General features: G+C 72.9%; 18 protein-coding genes. 5 read left to right on the forward strand and 13 right to left on the reverse strand.

Annotated features, from left to right (window positions below; genetic code table 11):
* Positions 1-46: 46 nt before the first annotated feature.
* From CP968_RS15325 to bldG, 4 genes are all read right to left on the reverse strand, one after another.
* Entirely contained in the window at positions 47-619 is a 573-nt protein-coding gene (locus CP968_RS15325; RefSeq protein WP_150518547.1) for a small secreted protein, read from the reverse strand.
* 202 nt (positions 620-821) lie between these two features.
* Positions 822-3,224: a sodium-translocating pyrophosphatase gene (locus tag CP968_RS15330; RefSeq protein WP_150518548.1), complete on the reverse strand. Its 2,403-nt coding sequence runs from the start codon at positions 3,222-3,224 to the stop codon at positions 822-824.
* A 346-nt stretch (positions 3,225-3,570) separates the two neighbouring features.
* Entirely contained in the window at positions 3,571-4,011 is a 441-nt protein-coding gene (locus CP968_RS15335) for an ATP-binding protein (protein WP_150518549.1), read from the reverse strand.
* A gap of 101 nt (positions 4,012-4,112) precedes the next feature.
* Positions 4,113-4,454, reverse strand: a complete 342-nt coding sequence (gene bldG, locus CP968_RS15340) for an anti-sigma factor antagonist BldG (RefSeq protein ID WP_069920854.1) — start codon at positions 4,452-4,454, stop codon at positions 4,113-4,115.
* 81 nt (positions 4,455-4,535) lie between these two features.
* Here bldG and CP968_RS15345 point away from each other — a divergent pair, with 81 nt between their 5' ends.
* Entirely contained in the window at positions 4,536-7,025 is a 2,490-nt protein-coding gene (locus CP968_RS15345) for a DEAD/DEAH box helicase (RefSeq protein ID WP_150518550.1), read from the forward strand.
* Between the two features lie 398 nt (positions 7,026-7,423).
* Here the strand turns inward: CP968_RS15345 and CP968_RS35575 are convergent, their stop codons facing one another.
* Genes CP968_RS35575 through ssd form a run of 7 tightly spaced genes read right to left on the reverse strand, consistent with a single transcriptional unit; the run spans position 7,424 to position 12,606 of the window.
* The gene (locus CP968_RS35575; protein WP_150518551.1) at positions 7,424-8,047 is read right to left on the reverse strand and encodes an Rv3654c family TadE-like protein; all 624 of its coding nucleotides are present in this window, start codon (positions 8,045-8,047) and stop codon (positions 7,424-7,426) included.
* On the reverse strand, positions 8,044-8,433 hold the full coding sequence (locus CP968_RS15355) for a TadE family type IV pilus minor pilin (RefSeq protein ID WP_150518552.1): 390 nt from the start codon (positions 8,431-8,433) through the stop codon (positions 8,044-8,046). Before CP968_RS15355 ends, CP968_RS35575 begins: the two co-directional genes overlap by 4 nt.
* A complete protein-coding gene (locus CP968_RS15360; RefSeq protein WP_150518553.1) occupies positions 8,420-8,617 on the reverse strand; it encodes a DUF4244 domain-containing protein in 198 nt (65 codons plus the stop codon). Before CP968_RS15360 ends, CP968_RS15355 begins: the two co-directional genes overlap by 14 nt.
* Positions 8,618-8,664: 47 nt before the next feature.
* Complete coding sequence (locus tag CP968_RS15365; protein WP_150518554.1) at positions 8,665-9,441, reverse strand: type II secretion system F family protein; 777 nt, start codon at positions 9,439-9,441, stop codon at positions 8,665-8,667.
* A complete protein-coding gene (locus tag CP968_RS15370; RefSeq protein WP_229886737.1) occupies positions 9,441-10,325 on the reverse strand; it encodes a type II secretion system F family protein in 885 nt (294 codons plus the stop codon). Before CP968_RS15370 ends, CP968_RS15365 begins: the two co-directional genes overlap by 1 nt.
* The gene (locus CP968_RS15375; RefSeq protein ID WP_150518556.1) at positions 10,322-11,470 is read right to left on the reverse strand and encodes a TadA family conjugal transfer-associated ATPase; all 1,149 of its coding nucleotides are present in this window, start codon (positions 11,468-11,470) and stop codon (positions 10,322-10,324) included. Before CP968_RS15375 ends, CP968_RS15370 begins: the two co-directional genes overlap by 4 nt.
* The gene (gene ssd / locus CP968_RS15380; RefSeq protein WP_150518557.1) at positions 11,467-12,606 is read right to left on the reverse strand and encodes a septum site-determining protein Ssd; all 1,140 of its coding nucleotides are present in this window, start codon (positions 12,604-12,606) and stop codon (positions 11,467-11,469) included. The genes CP968_RS15375 and ssd overlap by 4 nt, the downstream gene beginning before the upstream one ends.
* Positions 12,607-13,190: 584 nt before the next feature.
* Between ssd and CP968_RS15385 the strand changes: the two genes are divergently transcribed.
* Positions 13,191-14,015, forward strand: coding sequence for an HAD family hydrolase (locus CP968_RS15385; protein WP_373304098.1), 825 nt, complete (start codon positions 13,191-13,193; stop codon positions 14,013-14,015).
* A gap of 613 nt (positions 14,016-14,628) precedes the next feature.
* On the opposite strand, the gene CP968_RS15390 is transcribed toward CP968_RS15385, so the two are convergent.
* The gene (locus tag CP968_RS15390; protein ID WP_150518559.1) at positions 14,629-15,450 is read right to left on the reverse strand and encodes a Fic family protein; all 822 of its coding nucleotides are present in this window, start codon (positions 15,448-15,450) and stop codon (positions 14,629-14,631) included.
* Positions 15,451-15,559: 109 nt separating this feature from the next.
* Here CP968_RS15390 and CP968_RS15395 point away from each other — a divergent pair, with 109 nt between their 5' ends.
* Entirely contained in the window at positions 15,560-16,615 is a 1,056-nt protein-coding gene (locus tag CP968_RS15395) for an ATP-binding protein (RefSeq protein WP_150518560.1), read from the forward strand.
* Here CP968_RS15395 and CP968_RS15400 read toward each other — a convergent pair.
* Positions 16,578-17,876, reverse strand: a complete 1,299-nt coding sequence (locus CP968_RS15400; RefSeq protein ID WP_150518561.1) for a polysaccharide deacetylase family protein — start codon at positions 17,874-17,876, stop codon at positions 16,578-16,580. The two genes, CP968_RS15395 and CP968_RS15400, sit on opposite strands and share 38 nt — an antisense overlap.
* Before the next feature lie 235 nt (positions 17,877-18,111).
* On the opposite strand from CP968_RS15400, the gene CP968_RS15405 reads away from it, so the two are divergent.
* Both CP968_RS15405 and acs read left to right on the forward strand, forming a co-directional pair.
* On the forward strand, positions 18,112-20,592 hold the full coding sequence (locus CP968_RS15405; RefSeq protein ID WP_150518562.1) for a SulP family inorganic anion transporter: 2,481 nt from the start codon (positions 18,112-18,114) through the stop codon (positions 20,590-20,592).
* 203 nt (positions 20,593-20,795) lie between these two features.
* Complete coding sequence (gene acs / locus CP968_RS15410; RefSeq protein ID WP_150518563.1) at positions 20,796-22,793, forward strand: acetate--CoA ligase; 1,998 nt, start codon at positions 20,796-20,798, stop codon at positions 22,791-22,793.
* Positions 22,794-22,906: the final 113 nt, after the last annotated feature.

Below are 22,906 nucleotides of genomic sequence, written 5' to 3' on the forward strand. Positions count from 1 at the left end.
GGCCGCCCTGATCGGTCCGCCGCGCGGAAGGCGGCGGACCGGCGCGCTACTTGGGCGAGGCCGCGGGCGAGGCCATCGCGACCTGGCAGCCCTTCTGGGCGTTCATCGCCTTGTCCAGACCGCCCGCGTTGAGCTTGGCGAGGGCGTCCTTGCCGCCCTTCGTCGCCTCTTCCAGGCCGCCCGCGAGTTCCTTGAGCCCCTCGGCGAACTTGGTCTGGTCCTTGGCGTCGAGGGCTTCCATCTTCGCCTTCAGGTCGGCGTAGCCCTTGGACGTCGACTCGAAGCCCTTGACCGACTCGTCGAGCGTCGTCTGACCCTCCTTGACCGGCGGAACACCCGCTCCCTTCAGGGCCGTCCCCATCGTCGCGTACGACCCGGACATGGTCGCGAAGGCAGCCGAATCGGTCGTCTGGACCTCCTCGGGCCTGCTGCTCTCCGTCGCCACGCGCTTGATGTCGGCGTTGGCCGCCTCGATCTTCTTCAGTTCGGGCTGCCACTGGTCGCAGACCTTCTTGGCCCAGGCGTCGGCCTTCTTGTCGCTGTCGTCCCCGCCGCAGCCGGACAGGACGAGCATCAGCACCGCACCGCCCGACAAGGCGGCCGCAAGCTTCTTGTTCACCGGATTGGTCCCTTCGAAGGCTCTCGGCCCGGAAGATACACGCCAGCCATCGGGGGACGCACAAAGGCGGACAGACGGCGCGTCAGTCCGCGCCGCCCGTCCGCCGTTCGGGCGTACGTCCGGCCCTGCCCGGCCCACCCGTCCCGCAGCCCCGGTCCAGGCCGGGGTCGGGCAGGGTCGGGCGGGGCCGGGGCCGGTGCGGTCAGCGGACCGGCGCGGGATCGTTCGGCCGGGCCACCCGCTCGGCCGCTCCGTCGTCGGTCCCGTCGCCGACGGAGACGCCCCGGCGCTTGGAGGCGTACACCGCGCCGACGATCACGCCGATCGCCAGGACCGCGACGACCGCCCGTACGATCGGGCTGGTGTCGTCCCCGTAGCTGAACTGCACGACCGCCGGGGCGATCAGCAGCGCCACCAGGTTCATGACCTTGAGCAGCGGGTTGATCGCGGGCCCGGCCGTGTCCTTGAACGGGTCGCCGACCGTGTCGCCGATGACGACGGCCGCGTGCGCCTCGCTGCCCTTGCCGCCGTGGTGGCCGTCCTCGACGAGCTTCTTCGCGTTGTCCCACGCACCACCGGAGTTGGCGAGGAAGACCGCCATCAGCGTGCCCGTGCCGATGGCGCCGGCCAGGAACGAGCCGAGCGCGCCGACACCGAGGGCGAAGCCCACCGCGATCGGGGTGAGCACGGCGAGCAGGCCGGGCGTGGCAAGCTCGCGCAGCGCGTCCTTGGTGCAGATGTCCACCACGCGCCCGTACTCGGGCTTCTCGGTGTAGTCCATGATCCCGGGGTGCTCGCGGAACTGCCGGCGCACCTCGTAGACCACGGCCCCCGCGGACCGGGACACCGCGTTGATCGCGAGCCCCGAGAACAGGAACACCACCGCCGCGCCCAGGATCAGCCCGACCAGGTTGTTGGGCTGGGCGATGTCCAGGCTGAGGTTCATCTCGTCGGCCTTCGCCCCCACCTGCCGGACGGCGGTGGCGATGGCGTCGTTGTACGAACCGAACAGGGCCGCCGCGGCGAGCACGGCCGTGGCGATGGCGATGCCCTTGGTGATGGCCTTCGTGGTGTTGCCCACGGCGTCCAGGTCCGTCAGGACCTGCGCCCCGGCCCCCTCGACGTCGCCGGACATCTCGGCGATGCCCTGCGCGTTGTCGGAGACCGGCCCGAAGGTGTCCATGGCGACGATCACGCCCACGGTGGTGAGCAGGCCGGTGCCGGCCAGCGCCACCGCGAAGAGGGCGAGCATGATCGACGTGCCGCCGAGCAGGAACGCCCCGTAGACCCCGAGACCGATGAGCAGCGCGGTGTAGACGGCGGACTCCAGCCCCACCGAGACGCCGGCGAGCACGACGGTGGCCGCGCCGGTCAGCGAGGACTTGCCGATGTCCCGGACGGGACGGCGGCTGGTCTCGGTGAAGTAGCCGGTGAGCTGCTGGATCAGCGCGGCGAGGACGATGCCGATGGCGACGGCGACGAGTGCCAGGACGCGCGGGTCGCCGGCGTGGCCCGCGATGGCGGCGTCCTCGACGCCGACGAGCTGCTTGTAGGTGCCCGGCACGTAGGCGTAGACGGCGACCGCGACGAGCACCAGGGAGATCACGGCGGAGATGAAGAAGCCGCGGTTGATGGCGGTCATGCCGCTGCGGTCGGAGCGGCGCGGGGAGACCGCGAAGATGCCGATCATCGCGGTGACGACGCCGATGGCGGGGACGATCAGCGGGAAGGCGAGCCCCAGGTCGCCGAAGGCCACCTTGCCCAGGATGAGTGCGGCCACCAGGGTGACGGCGTACGACTCGAAGAGGTCGGCGGCCATTCCCGCGCAGTCGCCGACGTTGTCGCCCACGTTGTCGGCGATGGTCGCGGCATTGCGCGGATCGTCCTCCGGAATGCCCTTTTCGACCTTGCCGACCAGGTCGGCGCCGACATCGGCGGCCTTCGTGAAGATGCCGCCGCCCACGCGCATGAACATCGCGATCAGGGCGGCCCCCAGCCCGAATCCCTCCAGGACCTTGGGGGCGTCGGCGGCATAGACCAGGACCACGCAGGAGGCACCGAGCAGCCCGAGGCCGACCGTGAACATGCCGACCACCCCGCCCGTGCGGAAGGCGATCCTCATGGCCTTGTGGGAGACCTCGGTCAGGTCCTTGGCGGGCTCGCCCTCGGCGGGGGTGGCCTGCCGCGCGGCGGCGGCGACGCGGACGTTGGCGCGGACCGCCAGCCGCATGCCGAGGTACCCGGTGGTGGCCGAGAAGAGGGCGCCGACCAGGAAGAACGCGGAGCGGCCGGACCGCTGCGACCAGTCGTCGGCGGGGAGCAGGAAGAGCAGGAAGAAGACCACGAAGGCGAAGACGGCGAGGGTGCGCAGCTGGCGGCCGAGATAGGCGTTGGCGCCCTCCTGCACCGCCGCGGCGATCTCCTTCATGCTGTCGGTGCCCTCGTCCGCCGCGAGCACCTGACGGGTCAGGATCTGCGCGACGACGAGTGCGAGCACGGCCACGGCCGCGATGACGATCACGATGAGTCGGTTTTCATCGGTGAGTACTGCCGCTGCCAGATCATGGGGGCGATCCGGCGCGAGAGGGGTGAAGAGCCCCGTCATTCGTCCTCCTTGACGCGATGAGCTCAAGATGTGGACGGATTGTAGGGAGCGGAACCCCGATCAAAACAGCATGCGGGAATCGAAAGGGAACGACACCGGCCCGGTGGCCGTGAATCACGCCGCCCCATTACCCCCGAATGCAGTAAGGGGACAAAGTCATGGGGTGACCGGCCGCCGGTCCGAAATCGTTCCCGGAAAATAAAAAAGGCCCTGCTCGGCAGGGCCCTGATAAAGATCGGAAGACGGCGGGAGGACGACGGGAGGACGATCGGAAGATCCGACGGACCTACGGAACCGAGGGAATCGAAAGAGCCGACGGGAATACCCGCCCGGCGGATCCGCGACCCTACGACAGCGTGGACGTCCCCGAAACGGGCCAGCTCATCCGGATGGTCCCGCCCGATGCGCCACTGGTCACCTCGACGTCGTCGACGAGCCCGCTGATCACTGCGAGGCCCATCTCGTCCTCGCCCTCGATGTCCGGGTCCAGGACGGCGTCGAGCCCCGCCACCGCGTCCACAGGCCCGCCGGCCGGACCGGGGACGTCGTCGCCGACCTCGATGGAGAACACCTTCTCCTCCTCGGTCAGGACGACCCGGACGGGCGCGGTCAGGCCGTTGTTGCGGTGCAGCCCGACGGCGCGCGAGCAGGCCTCGCCGACGGCGAGGCGGACCTCGTCGAGGACGGCTTCCTCCACGCCGGCCCGGCGCGCCACGGCAGCCGCGACCAGGCGGGCCGTCCGGACGTGTTCGGGCTGCGCGCTGAAGCGCAGTTCAACGGTGGCCATGCGCGTCCCCCTCGGACTACGGGCGTGCCTTGACAGGGGCCCGGGCCGACCGCGGCCCGGTACCCCCGCTCTCCTTGGCGGCAGCTCGCCGCCGGGAGCCGTCAGTCGGTGGCGTTGACGGCGTCTTCCACCGAGGTGTGAATCGGGAACACCTTGGTCAGACCGGTGATCCGGAAGATCTTGAGGATGCGCTCCTGGTTGCACACCAGGCGCAGCGAACCCTCGTGCGCACGGACGCGCTTGAGACCTCCCACCAGCACACCGAGTCCGGTGGAGTCGAGGAAGTCCACTCGCTCCATGTCGACAACCAGGTGGTAGCTGCCGTCGTTCACCAACTCCACCAACTGCTCGCGCAGCTTGGGCGCGGTATACACATCAATCTCGCCACCGACCTCCACGACCGTACGGTCGCCGACAGTGCGAGTCGACAGGGACAGGTCCACGGATCCTCCAGCACCTTGCTATCGAGCGGCGCCCCCCAGGGGCCTCCCCACCCGAAGGTAGGTGAGGGATTGGCTGCCGCAATGGCATTCAATCACTTACCGGCAGGCGCGCACGACGCCTTGGGACCATTGTCCCGCACGCCGGTGACACACTCGGTTCCCATGGCCAATACTCACCGCCCCGGTCGGCCCACGGCACCCGCGGACCCACGGCCCACTCCCGACACGGTCCTGGACCGGCTGGCACGGGGGCCTACCCGAGCTGCGCGCATCACCCATACGGAGCACTTGCCCCCTCGGGTGGGACGTCATGCGGTCTGGCCCGATCGCATCCGAACGGATGTCGTGGCCGCCATCACGGCGGCCGGGATCGAACATCCGTGGGAACACCAGACGGCCGCAGCCGAGCACGCCCTCGACGGCGTGTCCGTGGTCGTCGCCACCGGCACCGCCTCGGGCAAGTCGCTGGCGTACCTCGCCCCCGTGCTCTCCGCCCTGGCGGACGGCGCCGAGGCCCCCAACGGCAGGGGCGCCACCGCCCTGTACCTCGCCCCCACCAAGGCCCTGGCGGCCGACCAGCGGCGCGCCGTACGGGAACTGGCCGCCCCGCTCGGCAACGCCGTGCGCCCCGCCGTCTACGACGGGGACACGCCGTTCGAGGAGCGCGAATGGGTCCGGCAGTACGCCAACTACGTCCTCACCAACCCCGACATGCTGCACCGCGGCATCCTGCCCGCCCACCCCCGCTGGGCCTCCTTCCTGCGGGCCCTGCGCTACGTCGTCATCGACGAGTGCCACACCTACCGGGGGGTATTCGGCTCCCACGTGGCGCAGGTGCTCCGCCGGCTGCGGCGGCTGTGCGCCCGCTACGGCTCCGAACCGGTGTTCCTGCTGGCCTCGGCCACGGCCAGCGACCCGGCGGCCGGCGCCTCCCGGCTGACCGGGGTCCGCGTGATCGAGATCACCGACGACGCCTCCCCGCGCGGCGAGGTCGTCTTCGCCCTCTGGGAGCCGCCGCTGCTCACCGAACTCCGCGGCGAGAAGGGTGCACCCGTACGGCGTACGGCCACGGCCGAGACCGCCGACCTGCTGACCGACCTGGTGGTGCAGGGCGTCCGTACGGTCGCCTTCGTCCGCTCCCGGCGCGGCGCGGAACTGATCTCGGTGATCGCCCAGGAACGGCTCGCGTCGGTGGACCGCTCGCTGGTCCGGCGTGTCGCGGCCTACCGGGGCGGCTACCTGCCCGAGGAGCGCCGGGCCCTGGAACGCGCCCTGCACTCGGGCGAACTGCTGGGCCTGGCCGCCACGACCGCCCTGGAGCTGGGCGTGGACGTCTCGGGCCTGGACGCCGTCCTGATCACCGGCTACCCGGGCACCCGGGCCTCCCTGTGGCAGCAGGCCGGACGCGCCGGGCGCTCGGGCCAGGGCGCCCTGGCCGTCCTGATCGCCCGGGACGACCCGCTGGACACCTACCTCGTCCACCACCCCGAGGCGCTGTTCCGGCAGCCCGTGGAGGCCACCGTCCTGGACCCGGACAACCCGTACGTCCTCGCCCCCCACCTGTGCGCGGCGGCGGCCGAGCTGCCGCTGACCGAAGCCGACCTGGAGCTCTTCGGACCGGCCACCCGCGAACTGGTCCCGCAGCTCGAAGCGGCCAAGCTGCTGCGGCGGCGGGCCACGGCCTGGCACTGGACCCGCCGGGAGCGGGCCTGCGACCTGACCGACATCCGGGGCGGCGGCGGCCGCCCGGTGCAGATCGTGGAGGCCTCGACCGGCCGGCTGCTGGGCACCGTCGACGAGTCCGCGGCCCACACGGCCGTCCACGAGGGCGCCGTCCACCTCCACCAGGGCCGCACCTACCTGGTGAAGCAGCTGGACCTGGAGGACTCCGCGGCCCTCGTGGAGCGGGCCGATCCGCCCTACTCCACGACCGCCCGGGACGTCACCTCCATCTCGGTGCTGGAGACCGACACCGAGATCCCGTGGGGCCCGGCCCGGCTCTGCTACGGCTCCGTCGAGGTCACCAACCAGGTCGTCTCCTACCTGCGGCGCAAGCTGATCACCGGCGAGGTCCTGGGCGAGGCCAAGCTGGACCTGCCGCCGCGCACCCTGCGCACGCGCGCCGTGTGGTGGACGGTGACCGAGGACCAGCTCGACGAGGCCCGGATCAACCCGGAGATCCTCGGCGGCGCCCTGCACGCCGCCGAACACGCCTCGATCGGCCTGCTGCCGCTCTTCGCCACCTGCGACCGCTGGGACATCGGCGGCGTCTCGGTACCGCTGCATCCCGACACCCTCCTCCCCACGGTCTTCGTCTACGACGGCCACCCCGGCGGCGCCGGCTTCGCCGAGCGCGCCTTCCACACCGCCCGCGCGTGGCTGACGGCCACCCGCGACGCCATCGCCGCCTGCGAGTGCGAGGCCGGCTGCCCCTCGTGCATCCAGTCCCCCAAGTGCGGCAACGGCAACGACCCCCTCCACAAACGCGGCGCCGTCCGCCTTCTCACCCGCCTCCTCGCAGAGGCCCCACCGGACACCACACCCACCCCACCCGCACCACCCACCCCGTAACCCCACGCACATCGGATGCCCGAGGGTCCGATCCCGCGGCCCGGCACTGCGGCCCGTCACGGCGGCCGGGGCCGGCCCGACCCCTCGTACGGGCACGTAGGCCTGATCGGGGTCGGGCCGGTCCCACGCATTCACCCAAGGGCCCCGGAAGCCCCCATGTCCTGCCCAGGGCCACCCGAGGCCGCCCGGGCCACCTGGGCCTGACGGGCTTGGGGGGCGTGGTGGGGACCGGGCGGCGGCCTAGGGACCCAGGGGGCCAGGGGCTTGGGCGGGCTTGGGCACGGCCCTGAGGGCCCAGGGGGCCTGAGCGGGCCGGGCGGGCCCAGGCCGGGCCGGCTCAACCATCCGAGCCCGCCTGCGGGGCCGTCCGAGCCGGTGCACAGGGCGGGCAGCCCGGGTCACTCGGCCGGCAGCTCCGGGCGCCCAGCAGGTGAGCCCGGGCGGGTGCCATGGTCTGCCGGGCCCGGCAGACGGGCCCCGGCGGGCGGCAGGTGGACCCGGTCGCCCCGTAGCGAGCCGGCGAGGTCCGCGGGTACCGCCGGACCTCCGACAGGCAGCCCTCGACCCCCGGCGGGTGGGACCGCGAGGCCGCCCGGTGCCGTCGGGCTCCCGGCATACGGGTCCGGCCCCTCCGCCGGCGGCCCCGGGGTGCCCGCAGGTACCGTCGGGCCTCCGACCGGTGGGTCCTGGCGCTCGGCCGGCGGGCCGGCTCGGGCTCGGATGGCAGGGGCGAAGGGGCCCGTGGCCGGGTGGGCCGTCACCTCGGCCACTTCGCCCGACAGGCGGCAGGTGTTCAGTGCCGCGTCCTGGGCCCGGGCCACCCGCAGGGCCGCGGCGCAGGCACGCTCCGGCCCGTGGGCCCATGTCGCCGCCGCTGCGAGTGCCGCCAGGTCCGCGGCTGCGGCCGCCCGGTGCCGGGCGACCACGGCCTGACCCAGCAGCAGGACGCCCCCGAACACCGCTCCGAGCACCGTCGCCACCAGCGCCGCCCACACCGTCGCCGACCCGCGGTCCCGGCTCACGGCGGCGGCCCCACGCTGTCCTCGGCCAGGGCCACCGCCCGGGCACCGAGCCGTACCGGCAGGAGCGCGGGCCCCGGCGCCGGTGCCGCCACCCGGACCCGCCAGAGATCGCCCACCCGCTCCACCTCCACCTCCGCCCCCGGCGGAGCGGCGGCCCGGGCCGCCGCCACCGCCACACCGGTCGGCTCCGACCGCGCCGCCGCCCGGGCGCCGGCGCGGGCCGCGTCCACGCACCGGATCTGCGCGGCCGCCGCCATCAGCGCCCACACGAGCAGAGCCGCGAACAGCACCAGCGCCGGAATCACCAAGGCCGCCTCCGCCGTCACATATCCGCGGTCGCCGCGCCTTTTCCGTACCGCCCCCGATCCGTCCTCAGAACGGCACATCGAGCGCCTTCCCGATGGTCGACTGAAGGGCCGTGGAGACGACTTCACTCGTCACCACCTTGTACAGAACCGCCGCGAACGCACAGGCCGCGATCGTGCCCATCGCGTATTCCGAAGTGGACATCCCCGTGTCCCCGCCGCGACCCTTGAGCGCCACCCGTACGCGACGCCAGATGATCCTCATGACAACTCCTTTGATTTCCTTTGTGGATGTACGTGTCCGATGCGTCTTCAGTTACTTGAGAGGAGTCCGGAAGCCATACCGATCACCACCGGCGCGACCCCGATCGCGAGAAATGCGGGGAGGAAGCAGAGCCCGACCGGCGCGGTGACGAGAACGGCCGCCCGCTGCGCCCTGGCACCGGCCCGCCGCGCCCGGTCCTCCCGGAGGGCCGACGCGAGCCGGGAGACCGGCTCGGCCGCGGGCGCCCCGGTCCGGGCCGCCCGTTCCAGGCAGTCCGCGAGCGCCCGGGCGCCCGGTATCTCCGCCAACCTCCCCCAAGCGGAACCCGGTTCACCGCCGAGCCGCAGCTCCGCACCGGCCCGCACCAGCCCTTCCCCGACCGGGCCGCCCAGCGACTCGCCCACCACCTCCGCCGCCTCCACCGGGGCCGCCCCCGCCGTCAGGCAGGCGGCCAACAGGTCCGCGGCCAACGGAAGCTGACGCTCCACCTCCCTCGCATCAGGGCCGACCGGTGGCCGCGGCCTGCACTGCCAGCGCCACACACCCAGGCCGGCCAAGGCCCCCACGGCCACTCCCGCGGCGCAGCCGACCAGCACCCAGCCGGCGAGCAGCGCCCCGGCCGGGGCGGCCCACCGCACCAGGTCCCTCCGGCCCCCCAGAGCCCGCAGGCCCCCTCTCCGGACGTGCTCGGCCCCCAGCAGTCCTGCTGCCCTGCGCCTCACCGCCCGAGTGCGGACCCGCTTCGTCAGCGCCGACACGAGGAACACCCCCGCCACCGCGAGAAGCACGGCCGTCCCCAGCCTGTGGACAGTGAAGCCACCCATCACCGCTCCCCCGTCCGCACGATCCGCCGGCACCACAGCAGCCCCAGCCCCTCCAGCACCGCGCCCACCGCGAGGCAGCCCCACCCCATCGGGGTGTGCAGCAACACCCGCAGCGGATCGGCCCCGAGGCCCGTGCCGATCACCAGCCCCACCAGGGGCAGCAGCGCGAGCACGATCGCCGTCGACCTGGCTCCCGCCAACTGGGCCCGCAGCGACTCCTGCCGGTCCCGCTCGGCCCGCAGCGCCCCTTCCAGCCGGTCGAGCCCGGCGGCCAGCCCCGCACCCCCGTGCACGGACACCCGCCAGCAGGCGGCCATCCCGGCCAGTCCCTCCGCGCCCGGCTCCCGGGCCGCGAGGTGCAGCGCCCCGGGCACGTCCCCGCCGAACGTCGCCGCGGCCAGCACCCCCGCCTCCGCCGGGCCCGGGCCCCCCGGCCCCGCGGCCGTCCGCCGCAGCGCCGCGGTGAGGGCCTGCCCGGGCTGCGCGCCCGCCCGCAGCTCGCCCACGGCCGCCCCGCACAACGCCACCACCCCGGCGGCCCGCGCCTCCCGGGACCGCTCCCGCTGCCGCTGCCGGACCCGGCGCCGCACCACGGGCACCGCGGCCGCCCCGACGATCAGCGGGACCACCGAACCTCCGGCCACGGCGACCAGCAGCCCGGCCGCCAGACAGGCCCACTCCCGCCACCGGCCCGCCCGCATCCGCACGGCGAGCGTCAGCCGCTCGCGCCGCCCCGGCCCGGGCAGGGCCACCGGACCATAACCGGCCAGCAGCGCCCGGGCCCGGCGCGACGTCCGGTCTCCCCCGCCCACCGTCCAAGCAGCGGCCCCGGCGCACAGCAGCCCCGCGAAGACCGGCACCGTCAGCACCTCCGCCGCGCTCACCGGACACCCCGCAGCAGCGGGCACAGCCGCTCCCAGCCCCGCTCCCGCACGAATCCGCGCGCCGACCAGCGCAGCGCCGGCACGGTCACCACCAGTCCGGCGGCGTCCCGCTCCAGCACGTGCACCTCGGCCACCCGGCGGCGCCCTTCGCGGTCCCGGGCCAGGTGGACCACGAGGGTCAGCGCGGCGGCCAACTGACTGTGCAGGGCGGCCCGGTCGAGCCCGGCGGTCGTCCCGAGCGCCTCCAGCCGCGCCGGGACGTGCGCGGCGGCGTTCGCGTGGACCGTGCCGCAGCCTCCCTCGTGGCCGGTGTTCAGGGCGGCGAGGAGGTCGGCCACCTCGGGACCCCGGACCTCGCCGACCACCAGCCGGTCGGGCCGCATCCGCAGCGCCTGCCGCACGAGGTCGGCCAGGGTGACCAGGCCGGCCCCCTCCTGGTTGGCGGGCCGGGTCTCCAGCCGCACCACGTGCGGATGATCGGGGCGCAGCTCGGCCGAGTCCTCGGCCAGTACGATCCGCTCCCGCGGCCCGACCAGCCCCAACAGGGCGCTGAGGAGCGTGGTTTTACCGGTGCCCGTCCCGCCCGAGACGAGGAACGACAGCCGGGCCTCGACCATCTCCCGGAGCAGGAGGTGCCCTCCGGGCGGGAGCGTGCCCGCCTCGACCAGCTCTTCGAGGGTGAAGGCCCTCGGCCGCACCACCCGAAGCGAGAGGCACGCGGATCCGACGGCGACGGGGGGCAGTACGGCGTGCAGCCGGGTGCCGTCCGGCAGCCGGGCGTCGACCCACGGCCGGGCGTCGTCCAGCCGCCTACCCGCCACGGCGGCCAGCCGCTGGGCGAGCCTGCGCACCGCGTCCGGCCCGGTGAAGGTCACCCCGGTGAGCTCCAGCCCGCCGCCGCGGTCCACCCACACCCGGTCGGGAGCGGCCACCAGCACGTCGGTGACCTCGGGGTCGGCGAGCAGCGCCTCCAGCGGACCCGCGCCGACCAGTTCGGACCGCAACTCGGCCGCCACGTTGAGCACTTCGGCGTCGCCCAGCAGTCGGCCTTGAGCCCTCAGGGCCTCCGCCACCCTGGCCGGGGTCGGCTCCGCGCCCGTCTCGGCGAGCTGCCGGCGCACCGCGTCCAACAGCAGGGCGCTCATGCCGGCACCCCCTGGACCGGCATGAGCGCCCGCTGCCAGAACCCGTCGCAGAAGCGGGCCAGCGCCCCGCGTCCCTGCGCTCCCGGTGGCTCTCCCTCGGCCACCCGCCCCGGCAGCCCCACCTCGACCGGTACCTCCCCGGCCAGCGGCGCTCCCAGCAGCCCGGCCACGGCCTCCGCGTCGAGACCACCGGGGCAGCGGCCCCGTACGACCACGCGCACGTCCCGGGCGACCATCCGCACCCCGGCCGCCACCCGGCCCGCGGCCGCCACCGCGCGCAGTTCACCGGGCACCACGATCAACACCAGGTCCAGCTGTGCCAGCACCTCGGCCACGGCCTCGTCCACCCGGCGGGGCAGATCGACCACGACCACGCCGCCCCTGCGGCGGGCCGCGGCGACCACCGAGCGCATCGCGGCGGGAGGCACCACCACCCGGTCTCCCCGGTCCCAGCTCAGCACCCGCAGGGCGTGCAGTTCGGGAAGGGATTCCTCCAGGGCGCCGGCCCCGACCCGTCCGCGCGAGCCCGCGAAGTCGGGCCAGCGCAGGCCCTGCGCCCCTTCGCCGCCGAGCAGGACGTCCATCCCCCCACCGAGGGGGTCGCCGTCGATGAGGATGGTGCGTTCGCCCGCGCGGGCGGCCCGCAGGGCCAGGGCGCAGGCGAGCGTGGACGCCCCCGCCCCGCCGCTGCCGCCGATCACCCCCACGGCGAGCGCGGGCCGTCCGGCTCCTTCCACCACGTCGGCGATGCGGTCGACCAGACGGTTCTCGGCATCGGGCAGCCGGAGCACCTCCGCCGCGCCGATCTCCACCGCCAGCTGCCAGATCGCGGGGTCGTCCAACCCCCGGCCCACGAGGAGCACCCCGTCCCTGCGCGGTGCACCGCGCACCCTGCGGGCGGCGTCGTCGCCCACCAGCACCAGTGGAGCCGAGTCCCATCCGACCCGCGCACCCGGCCCGGCGCCCCCTTCGCTCCCGCCCTCCGCGGCCCCTGGATCGGGGGCGCCCGGCTCGGACACCGTGTGCCGCACGTGTGGTTCGGCCCCCGCGGCGGCGCACAGCCGCAGCAGGTCGTCGAGCAACAGGGGGTCCTCGGTGATGATCAGCGGTCGGCCGCCGCCGGGGGCGCCGGGCACGCTTCCCGGAAGGGCCCCCGGCGCGGCCGGCACCCCGCCCCGGCGATGGGCCGCAACGCTTTCCGCCACTTCGCACGACTTCGATCGAGCCACGATCTCCGCCCCTCTTCCCGCTGCAAATCCAGCACCGCGGACTTCGCGGCCCTAATCACGGTGCCGCCAACGGGAAAAAGGAGTGGATCTTGCTCGAAAACTGTGGACACCGGTCCGCTTGTGGATATCCCGCTCACCCCCACAGGTGAGTTCAGAGCGCGGCGGAACCACTACGCACCGTCACGAGTTCGAGGGGTGAAGGGCCTTCGCCGCGCGGGCCCACACCAGAGGAGGGACCGAAGGAATGATCACTTGGGGCCGAAGGCAGAGGACGCAAACCGCGTCCGGACATGCGACGACCCCCGCCGGGGGGGAGAGCGGGGGTCGTCCCCACGGTCCGACTCGGGGGGGGAGGAGCCAGACCGGGTTAGCACGGTCGCGAACGATCCGTGACTTCCATGGTGTACCCGAGGGGCCTCATAAGCAAACCCACGCGCCGCGCCTTACGCCGAATGGTGGGCGCATATGCTCGGAGAGTGGAAAATCAGCCCTTGCCGCACTCCTCGCCTCGCACCGCCGCCTTCTTCGACCTGGACAAGACGGTCATTGCGAAGTCGAGCACCCTGACGTTCAGCAAGTCCTTCTACCAGGGCGGCCTGATCAACCGGCGGGCCGTGCTGCGCACCGCGTACACGCAGTTCATCTTCCTGGCCGGCGGCGCCGACCACGACCAGATGGAGCGGATGCGCGAGTACCTGTCCGCCCTCTGCAAGGGGTGGAACGTGCAGCAGGTGCGGGAGATCGTCGCGGAAGCCCTGCACGACCTCATCGACCCGATCATCTACGACGAGGCCGCGTCCCTCATCGAGGCCCACCACACGGCCGGCCGTGATGTCGTCATCGTCTCGACCTCGGGCGCCGAAGTCGTCGAGCCCATCGGGGAGATGCTCGGCGCCGACCGCGTCGTCGCCACCCGCATGGTCGTCGGCGAGGACGGCTGCTTCACCGGTGAGATCGAGTACTACGCCTACGGGCCCACGAAGGCGGAAGCCGTGCGGGAGCTCGCGGAGTCCGAGGGGTACGACCTCTCCCGGTGCTACGCCTACAGCGACTCCGCCACCGACGTCCCGATGCTGGAGGCGGTCGGACACCCGCACGCGGTCAACCCCGACCGGGCGCTGCGCCGCGAAGCGGTGGCCCGGGAGTGGCCGGTGCTGGTCTTCAACCGGCCGGTGCGGCTGAAGCAGCGGCTGCCCGGACTGTCGATGCCTCCGCGGCCGGCGCTCATCGCGGCCGCGGCCGTGGGTGCGGCCGCGGCCACCGCGGGCCTCGTCTGGTACGCGAGCCGGCGCCGCGCCGGAGCGGGCGCCGCCTGACCGTCCGGCCGGTCCCGACCCTCCCCCGCCCGGCCGGCTGGCCAACCCGCTCGGCCGGCCGGGCACGATCGGCCTGCCGCGGGCCCCGACGGGGCTGGCCGGCGCCCGCCCCGCCCACGGCCGTCACCCCGCCCGCTCGCCACCCCGGCACGCGACACCGACACCGACACGGGCACCGGCACCACACGGGCACCGCACCGGCAGCGTCCGGCCGCATGCCCTGATTGTCCTGACCAGCGGCGATATGGCGTGCACCATTCGCCCTTATTCGTCCTAGAAAGTAAAGAAGTCTGGTCAGGGGTTTCGCATGCCTCGGAAGCGGAGTACAAAGGAGTCAACGGCCCGCGAGACCAAAGAACATCCGAGAGGATCATCTTTCAAACGCAGTAAGGCCCACGGACCGAAGCACGAACGCCGAGTACCCACGCGACGTCGACCCGTCGATTACGGGCCAGCCGCACCAGGGGACGGGCAAAGCTCCCGACCTGATGGGCAATCATCGAGGACGCTTGGTAACCGGGCGCCCGTGCAGGCGGCGACACCAGGGCAAGACGGTGTCGCCGCAACCCCTGTCCGGGCCCGGGCGGCCGACGACCCGGAGACCCGAGCCGCCTCAGGCCGCGCCGCGCTGCATGGCTTCACACACAGCCGTCGACTCGCGGACCCCCAGCTCGACCGCCCGCCCGCAGTGCGCGAACCAGGCGGCCATCCCCTCCGCCGTCCCGGAGACGTACCCCTCGAACGCGGCCAGGTAGGCCGCCCGCCCCTGCTCCGCGTGGCCGACCTCTGCCGGGCAGATGGCCTTGGGGTCGAGCCCGCTGTTGATCAGCACGATGCGCTCGGCGGCCCGCGCGACCAGGCCGTTGTACGAGGCGAAGGGCCGCAGCGCCAGCAGTTCGCCGTGCACCACGGCCGCCGTGACCAGCGCCGGGGCCGACCCGCCCGCGATCACCAGCCGGGACAGTCCGTCGAGCCGGCCGGCGACCTCCTCCGCGCCGGGCAGCGGCGATTCCACCAGCGGTTCGCTCACGGACTCGCCCGCGAGCCGCGGGCGCCCGACGACGTCCCCCTCCGCCGTCGACCCCGACGCCACCAGGTGCAGGCGGGCCAGGACCCGCAGCGGCGACTGGCGCCAGATGCTGAGCAGTTGGCCGGCCTCCGCGGTGAGCCGTAGTGCGGCGCCCACCGTCCGCGCCTCGGGCTCGGACCCGAAGTCGGTACGGCGGCGCACCTCCTCCAGCGCCCAGTCCGCGCCGGACAGCGCCGCGCTCCCGCGGGCGCCGCGCAGGGCCGCCTCCGAGGTGATCTCTGCGCTGCGCCGGCGCATCACCCGGTGCCCGTAGACCCGGTCCACGGCCTTGCGTACGGAATCCACGGACTCGGCGACACCCGGCAGCCCGGCCAGTGCGGCCAGCGGGTCAGAAGCGCTACTCATAAGTAGGGAGCCTACGCACTGGGCACCCCCGCCACCGACCCCTCCTTGGAGTGGTCTTCTTCACTCGGTTCGACCACCCAAAGCGATCGGTCCACTACGCTTGGTGAACATGAAGATCGCTTTCGTAGGGAAGGGCGGCAGCGGCAAGACGACGCTGTCCTCGCTCTTCATCCGCCACCTCGCCGCCAACGAAGCCCCCGTCATCGCGGTGGACGCCGACATCAACCAGCACCTGGGCGCCGCGCTCGGGCTCGGTGAGGCCGAGGCCGCCGAGCTGCCGGCCATGGGGGCCCACCTGCCCCTGATCAAGGAGTACCTGCGGGGGTCGAACCCCCGGATCGCGTCCGCCGACACCATGATCAAGACCACTCCGCCCGGCCGCGGCTCGCGGCTGCTGCGGGTCACCGGCGACAACCCGGTGTACGAGGCCTGCGCGCGCACGCTCGTGCTCGACGGGGAGCCCGTACGGCTCATGGCCACCGGACCGTTCACCGAGGACGACCTGGGCGTGGCCTGCTACCACTCGAAGGTCGGGGCGGTCGAGCTCTGCCTCAACCACCTCGTCGACGGGCCCGACGAGTACGTGGTCGTCGACATGACGGCCGGGTCCGACTCCTTCGCCTCGGGCCTGTTCACCCGCTTCGACGTGACCTTCCTCGTCGCCGAGCCGACCCGCAAGGGCGTCTCCGTCTACCGCCAGTACAAGGAGTACGCGCGGGACTTCGGGGTGGAGCTCAAGGTCGTCGGGAACAAGGTGCAGGGGCCCGAGGACATCGAGTTCCTCCAGGACGAGGTGGGCGAGGACCTGCTGGTCACCGTCGGGCACTCCGACTGGGTGCGGGCGATGGAGAAGGGCCGCCCGGCCGCCTTCGAACTGCTGGAGGCGACCAACCGGCTCGCCCTCCAATCGCTCCAGGACGCCTCCGACGACTCGTACGCGCACCGCGACTGGGCCCGCTACACGGAGCAGATGGTGCGGTTCCACCTGAAGAACGCGGAGAGCTGGGGCAACGCGAAGACGGGGGCCGACCTGGCGGACCAGGTCGACCCCGACTTCGTGCTGCACGAGGACGTGGAGCGGGAGGCGGATCGGGACGCGACGGGCGGCCCGGACGCGGAGGGCCTGGTCAGCCCTCGTCAGCAGCCGGCTCCGCAGCCGGCTTGACGGCGGCGGCGGACGGCGGGGCCGGCGGCGGCCCCGCCGTCAGGAACTTCGACCAGCCCGCCTTCGGCGTCTCCCCGACGTCGAGGGTGCGCATCCACTCCAGCGCCTTCGGGTCCTGGGCGTCCAGCCAGTCGGTCAGCTCGCGGAACGGCACGCAGCGGACCTCGGGCTTGGTGCACATGTTCTTGATGGACTCCTCGACGGCGCGCATGTAGGTGCCGCCGTTCCAGGACTCGAAGTGGTTGCCGATGATCAGCGGTGCGCGGTTGCCCTGGTAGGCGCGGTCGAAGGCCTCGCCCAGGCCGTCGCGCATCTGGTCGCCCCAGTACTGGTGCTGCGACGGGTCGCCCTGCGAGGTCGTCCCGGACTGGTTGACCATGTAGTTGTAGTCCATGCTCAGCGTGTCGAAGGCGCGGCCGGGCATGGGGACCAGCTGCAGCGGCAGGTCCCAGAGGCCGTCGGTCTTCTTCGGCCAGATCTGCTTGCTGATGCCGCTGGAGTCGTAGCGGAAGCCGAGGTCCTTCGCGGCCAGCATGAAGTTCTTCTGGCCTTCGAGGCAGGGGGTGCGGGCCCCGATGAGCTCCTTGTCGTAGTCGAACGGGAGCGGCGCCAGGTCCTTCATGCCCGCGTTGGACTTCCAGTTCTTGACGAACGACTTGGCCTGCTTGATCTCGCTCTTCCACTCGTCCACCGACCAGGTGCCGACGCCGCCCTCGGGGCCGCAGAAGTGGCCGTTGAAGTGGGTGCCGATCTCGTTGCCCTCCAGCCAGGCCGCGCGCACCTGGGTGGCGGTGTCCCTGATGCCCTGGGGGTCGCCGAAGCCGATGTCCGAACGTCCGGCGGAGTGCTGCGGAGCGGTGTAGAGGGAGCGCTTGTCCTCGGGGAGGAGGTACACGCCGCTGAGGAAGTACGTCATGCGGGCGTTGTACTTCTTGCCGACCTCGCGGAAGTGCGAGAAGAGCTTCTGGCTGTCCTCGCCGGCCCCGTCCCAGGAGAACACCACGAACTGCGGCGGCTTCTCGCCGGGCTTCAGCTTCTGCGGCTTCTGCACGTTCGGCTGCGAGCCGGTGTACGCGGTCGAGCCGTCACCGATGAGCCGGTTCACGCTGCCCGGGGCCGCTTCCGGGGCGGGACCCTTCTTCGCGTTCTGGGCCCCGGGGGCCGGGGGCCGGGCGGCCTCGGGCGCACCGCAGGCGGCGACGCCCAGGACCAGCGCCGTGGCGACCAGGCCGCCGGCGATCTTCTTCGTGGCGGCGATCATCCGCCCCACCTCTCCCTCGCAGTTCCATCGCAGGACTTCCGCGCCGCAACGTCCCATGCGGTCTGGTTTGAGGAAGGTATGACAAGCCGCACAAAATGCTTATTCAATCTTGAGTGTTAATCCATAGGCCTTTTGCCCGCTTTCCCTACCACAGGCCTTTACTCTCCATTACCATCCATTTACCGAGTGTTGAGACTCCCGCCGCTTCACCCCTCCTCCGAGGAGACGGGACCTTATGACTGCCACTTCCTCCACCTCCACGACCGACGAGACCCCCGCCGGGGCCCGCACGGCGGCCCCCAGGGGGCGCCGTGAGGACTTCTCCGCGGACCTCTCCGCCTCCATCGCCGTCTTCCTGATCGCCCTGCCCCTCTCGCTCGGCATCGCCCTGGCCACCGGCGCCCCGCTCCAGGCCGGACTGGTCGCCGCCGCGGTCGGCGGGATCGTCGCCGCACGGCTCGGAGGCGCCCCGCTGCAGGTGAGCGGGCCCGCGGCCGGGCTCACCGTCGTGACGGCCGAACTGATCCAGCGCTACGGATGGCGCACCACCTGCGCCATCACCGTGCTCGCCGGCTGCTGCCAGCTCGGACTCGCCGCGCTGCGCACCGCCCGGTCGGCGCTCATGGTCAGCCCGGCCATCGTGCACGGCATGCTCGCGGGCATCGGCGTGACCATCGCCCTCGCCCAACTGCACATCGTGCTCGGCGGCACCCCGCAGAGCTCCGCCGTGGCCAACGTGCGCGGCCTGCCCGGCCAGTTGGCCGACCTGCACCCGGCCGCGCTCGGCATCAGCGTGCTGACCCTGGTCGTGCTCCTCGGCTGGCCCCGGCTGCCCGGAAAGGCCGGCCGGGCCCTGCGCAAGGTGCCGGCCGCGCTCGCCGCCGTCGCCACGGCCACCGCCTTCGCCGCGCTGGCCGGGCTCACCCTCCCCCGGGTGGACCTGCCGTCCTGGCGCAGCCACGCCCTGCCCGAACTCCCCGAGGGGCCGGTGCTCGGCCTCATCGCGGCCGTCCTGACCATCACCCTGGTCGGCAGCGTGGAGTCGCTGCTGTCCGCGGTCGCCACGGACAAGCTGATCGCCTCCGAGCGGGGTACGGACAACCGCCCGCCGCGCGCCGACCTGAACCGGGAGCTGCGGGGCCAGGGCGCGGCGAACATCGTCTCCGGAGCCCTCGGCGGGCTGCCCATCACCGGGGTGGCCGTGCGCAGTGTGGCCAACGTCAAGTCCGGTGCGGTCAGCCGCAGGTCGTCCATGCTGCACGGCCTGTGGGTGCTCCTGGCGGCCGGGCTGCTCGTCCCCGTCCTCGACCTGATCCCGCTCGCCGCGCTGGCCGCCCTGGTGATGGCGGTGGGCGTACAGATGGTCAGCATCACCCACCTGCGCAACGTCACCCGGCACCGCGAGATCCTCGTCTACGGGACGACCATTGTGGCCGTGGTCCTCGGCGGAGTGCTGGAGGGCGTGGCGGTCGGGATCGCGGTGGCCGTGGCGCTCGCCCTGCACCGGCTGGCCCGCACCCGGATCACGGTGGAGCTGCTCGACGACGGCGTCCACCGGGTCTGCGCGCGGGGCCAGTTGACCTTCCTCGCGGTGCCCCGGCTCAGCCGGGTGCTGAACCAGATCCCGCACACCGCGCACGCGGTGATCGAACTGGACGGCTCGTTCATGGACCACGCGGCCTACGAGACGCTCCAGGACTGGCAGGACTCCCACCTCGCGCACGGGGGCTCCATCGAGGTGATCGGCCGCTCCGGGACCTCGGCCCAGGCGGCCGGCGAGCGCACGGTGGGGGCCGGCCCGATCGCCGCCGCCGGCCGCACCGGGCGCACCGACCTCTCGGACCGGGCCGGGCTCGCCGACCGGCTCCGGCGGGCCGACCGGGCCCGCCGGTCCGCGCCGCGCGCGGGGCACCAGTGCTGCCGCCCGTGGACGCCGTGGCAGAACCACTGCGACCACCGGACCGCGGGAGTCCGTACCGCCGCGGCGGCGGCCGCGGACGCCTCCCGGGCCCAGACCCCCGAGCAGGCTCTTGCCGCCCGCAGGCGGGGCGCCGGCCAGCTGGCCAGCGGGATCAGCGCCTTCCAGCGGGACACCGCGCCCCACGTGCGGGACGAGCTGGCCCGGCTGGCCCGTGAGGGTCAGCGGCCCTCCCAGCTCTTCCTGACCTGCGCGGACTCCCGGCTGGTGACCAGCATGATCACGGCGAGCGGCCCGGGGGACCTGTTCACCGTCCGCAACGTCGGCAACCTGGTGCCGCTGCCGGGCGCGGAGTCCACCGACGACTCGGTCGCGGCGGCCATCGAGTACGCGGTGGACGTGCTCCAGGTCAGCAGCATCACGGTGTGCGGGCACTCGGGCTGCGGGGCCATGCAGGCCCTGCTCAACTCCGCCCCCGGCACCCCGATGACCCCGCTGCGGCGCTGGCTCCGGCACGGGCTGCCCAGCCTGGAGCGGATGTCCAGCCGCCACCACGCGTGGGCCCGGATCGCCGGGCGGCTCCCCGCGGACGCGGTGGAGCAGCTGTGCCTGACCAACGTGGTGCAGCAGCTGGAGCACCTGCGAGCCCACGAATCGGTGGCCCGCCGGCTCGCCGAGGGCACCCTGGAGCTCCACGGGATGTACTTCCACGTCGGCGAGGCGCAGGCCTACCTGCTCTCCGAGGGCGAGGACTACTTCGACTGCCGGGTCTTCGACAGCGTCGGGCAGAACGTCTGAACCATCGACGTCTGCACCATCGACCTCTGCGCCATCAACCCCTGAACCGACTCCCTCCCCGATCCGTGCCATCATTCGGCCCCTTCCCGCTTCCTGCGGCGGGAGGGGGCCGTTGGCACGTGGTCCGTGAGCAGCCGGACCTTCTATAGGTCTAAACCAATTCTCGGCTACCCCTTGTCACCTGGGCCGCTGACTGATGAGCTATGCCCGGGGACACAACGGACACCCTGGGAAAGGGAGATGTAGTGAGCAAGGAAAGCCTGGCCAATCTGTTGAAGGAGGAGCGCCGGTTCGCTCCGCCTGCCGACCTGGCCGCCGCCGCCAACGTGACAGAGGCCGCGTATGCCCAGGCCGACGCGGACCGGCTGGGCTTCTGGGCCGAGCAGGCCCGGCGCCTGGCCTGGGCCACCGAGCCGACTCAGACGCTCGACTGGAGCAACCCGCCCTTCGCGAAGTGGTTCGCCGACGGCAAGCTGAACGTCGCGTACAACTGCGTGGACCGCCACGTCGAGGCCGGCAACGGCGACCGCGTCGCCATCCACTTCGAGGGCGAGCCCGGCGACAGCCGCTCGATCACCTACGCCGAGCTCAAGGACGAGGTCTCCAGGGCCGCCAACGCCCTCACCGAGCTGGGCGTGCGCGCCGGCGACCGGGTCGCCGTCTACCTGCCGATGATCCCCGAGGCGGTCGTCGCGATGCTCGCGTGCGCCCGCCTCGGCGCCGCGCACTCGGTGGTCTTCGGCGGCTTCTCCGCGGACGCCGTCGCCTCCCGCATCCAGGACGCCGACGCCAAGCTGGTGATCACCGCCGACGGCGGCTACCGCCGCGGCAAGCCGAGCGCCCTGAAGCCGGCCATCGACGACGCCGTGGCCCGCTGCCCGCAGGTCGAGCACGTGCTCGTCGTGCGCCGCACCGGCGAGGACACCGCCTTCACCGAGGGCCGCGACGTGTGGTGGCACGACGTGGTCGGCCGCCAGTCGGCCGAGCACACCCCGCAGGCCTTCGACGCCGAGCACCCGCTCTTCATCCTGTACACCTCGGGGACCACGGGGAAGCCGAAGGGCATCCTGCACACCTCGGGCGGCTACCTCACCCAGGCGGCCTACACCCACCAGGCCGTCTTCGACCTCAAGCCGGAGACCGACGTCTACTGGTGCACCGCCGACATCGGCTGGGTCACCGGGCACTCGTACATCGTCTACGGGCCGCTCGCGAACGGCGCCACCCAGGTGATCTACGAGGGCACCCCGGACACCCCGCACCAGGGCCGGTTCTGGGAGGTCGTGCAGAAGTACGGCGTCACCATCCTCTACACGGCGCCCACGGCCATCCGCACGTTCATGAAGTGGGGCGACGACATCCCCGCGAAGTTCGACCTGTCGAGCCTGCGCGTGCTGGGCTCGGTCGGCGAGCCGATCAACCCCGAGGCCTGGATCTGGTACCGCAAGCACATCGGCGGCGACCGCTGTCCGATCGTGGACACGTGGTGGCAGACCGAGACCGGCGCCATGATGATCTCCCCGCTGCCGGGCGTCACCGAGACCAAGCCGGGCTCCGCCCAGCGCGCCCTGCCCGGGATCTCCGCCACCGTCGTGGACGACGAGGGCAACGAGGTCCCCGACGGCGGCGGCGGCTACCTGGTGCTGACCGAGCCGTGGCCGTCGATGCTGCGCACCATCTGGGGCGACGACCAGCGGTTCATCGACACGTACTGGTCCCGCTTCGAGGGCAAGTACTTCGCCGGCGACGGCGCCAAGAAGGACGACGACGGCGACATCTGGCTGCTCGGCCGGGTGGACGACGTGATGCTGGTCTCCGGACACAACATCTCCACCACCGAGGTCGAGTCGGCGCTCGTCTCGCACCCCTCGGTCGCCGAGGCGGCCGTGGTCGGCGCCAACGACGAGACCACCGGTCAGGCCATCGTGGCCTTCGTGATCCTGCGCGGCAGCGCCTCCGAGACCGAGACCCTGGTCGCGGAGCTGCGCAACCACGTCGGCGCCACCCTCGGCCCGATCGCGAAGCCCAAGCGCATCCTGCCGGTGCAGGAGCTGCCGAAGACGCGCTCCGGCAAGATCATGCGACGGCTGCTGCGCGACGTGGCCGAGAACCGGGCGGTCGGTGACGTCACCACGCTCGCCGACTCCTCCGTCATGGACCTCATCCAGTCCCGGCTGCCCTCGGCGGGCAGCGAGGACTGACCCGGCCCCCGGGCCGGGTCAGCCGTAAGGGCGCGCGGGCCGGGTGGGGTCCGTAGGGGCTCGTAGCGGACAGGGAGGGCGTCCGGCGCGCAACGCGCCGGACGCCCTCCCTC

Origin of the sequence: Streptomyces subrutilus (genome assembly GCF_008704535.1) — a bacterium.
GTDB classification, from domain to species: Bacteria; Actinomycetota; Actinomycetes; order Streptomycetales; family Streptomycetaceae; genus Streptomyces; species Streptomyces subrutilus.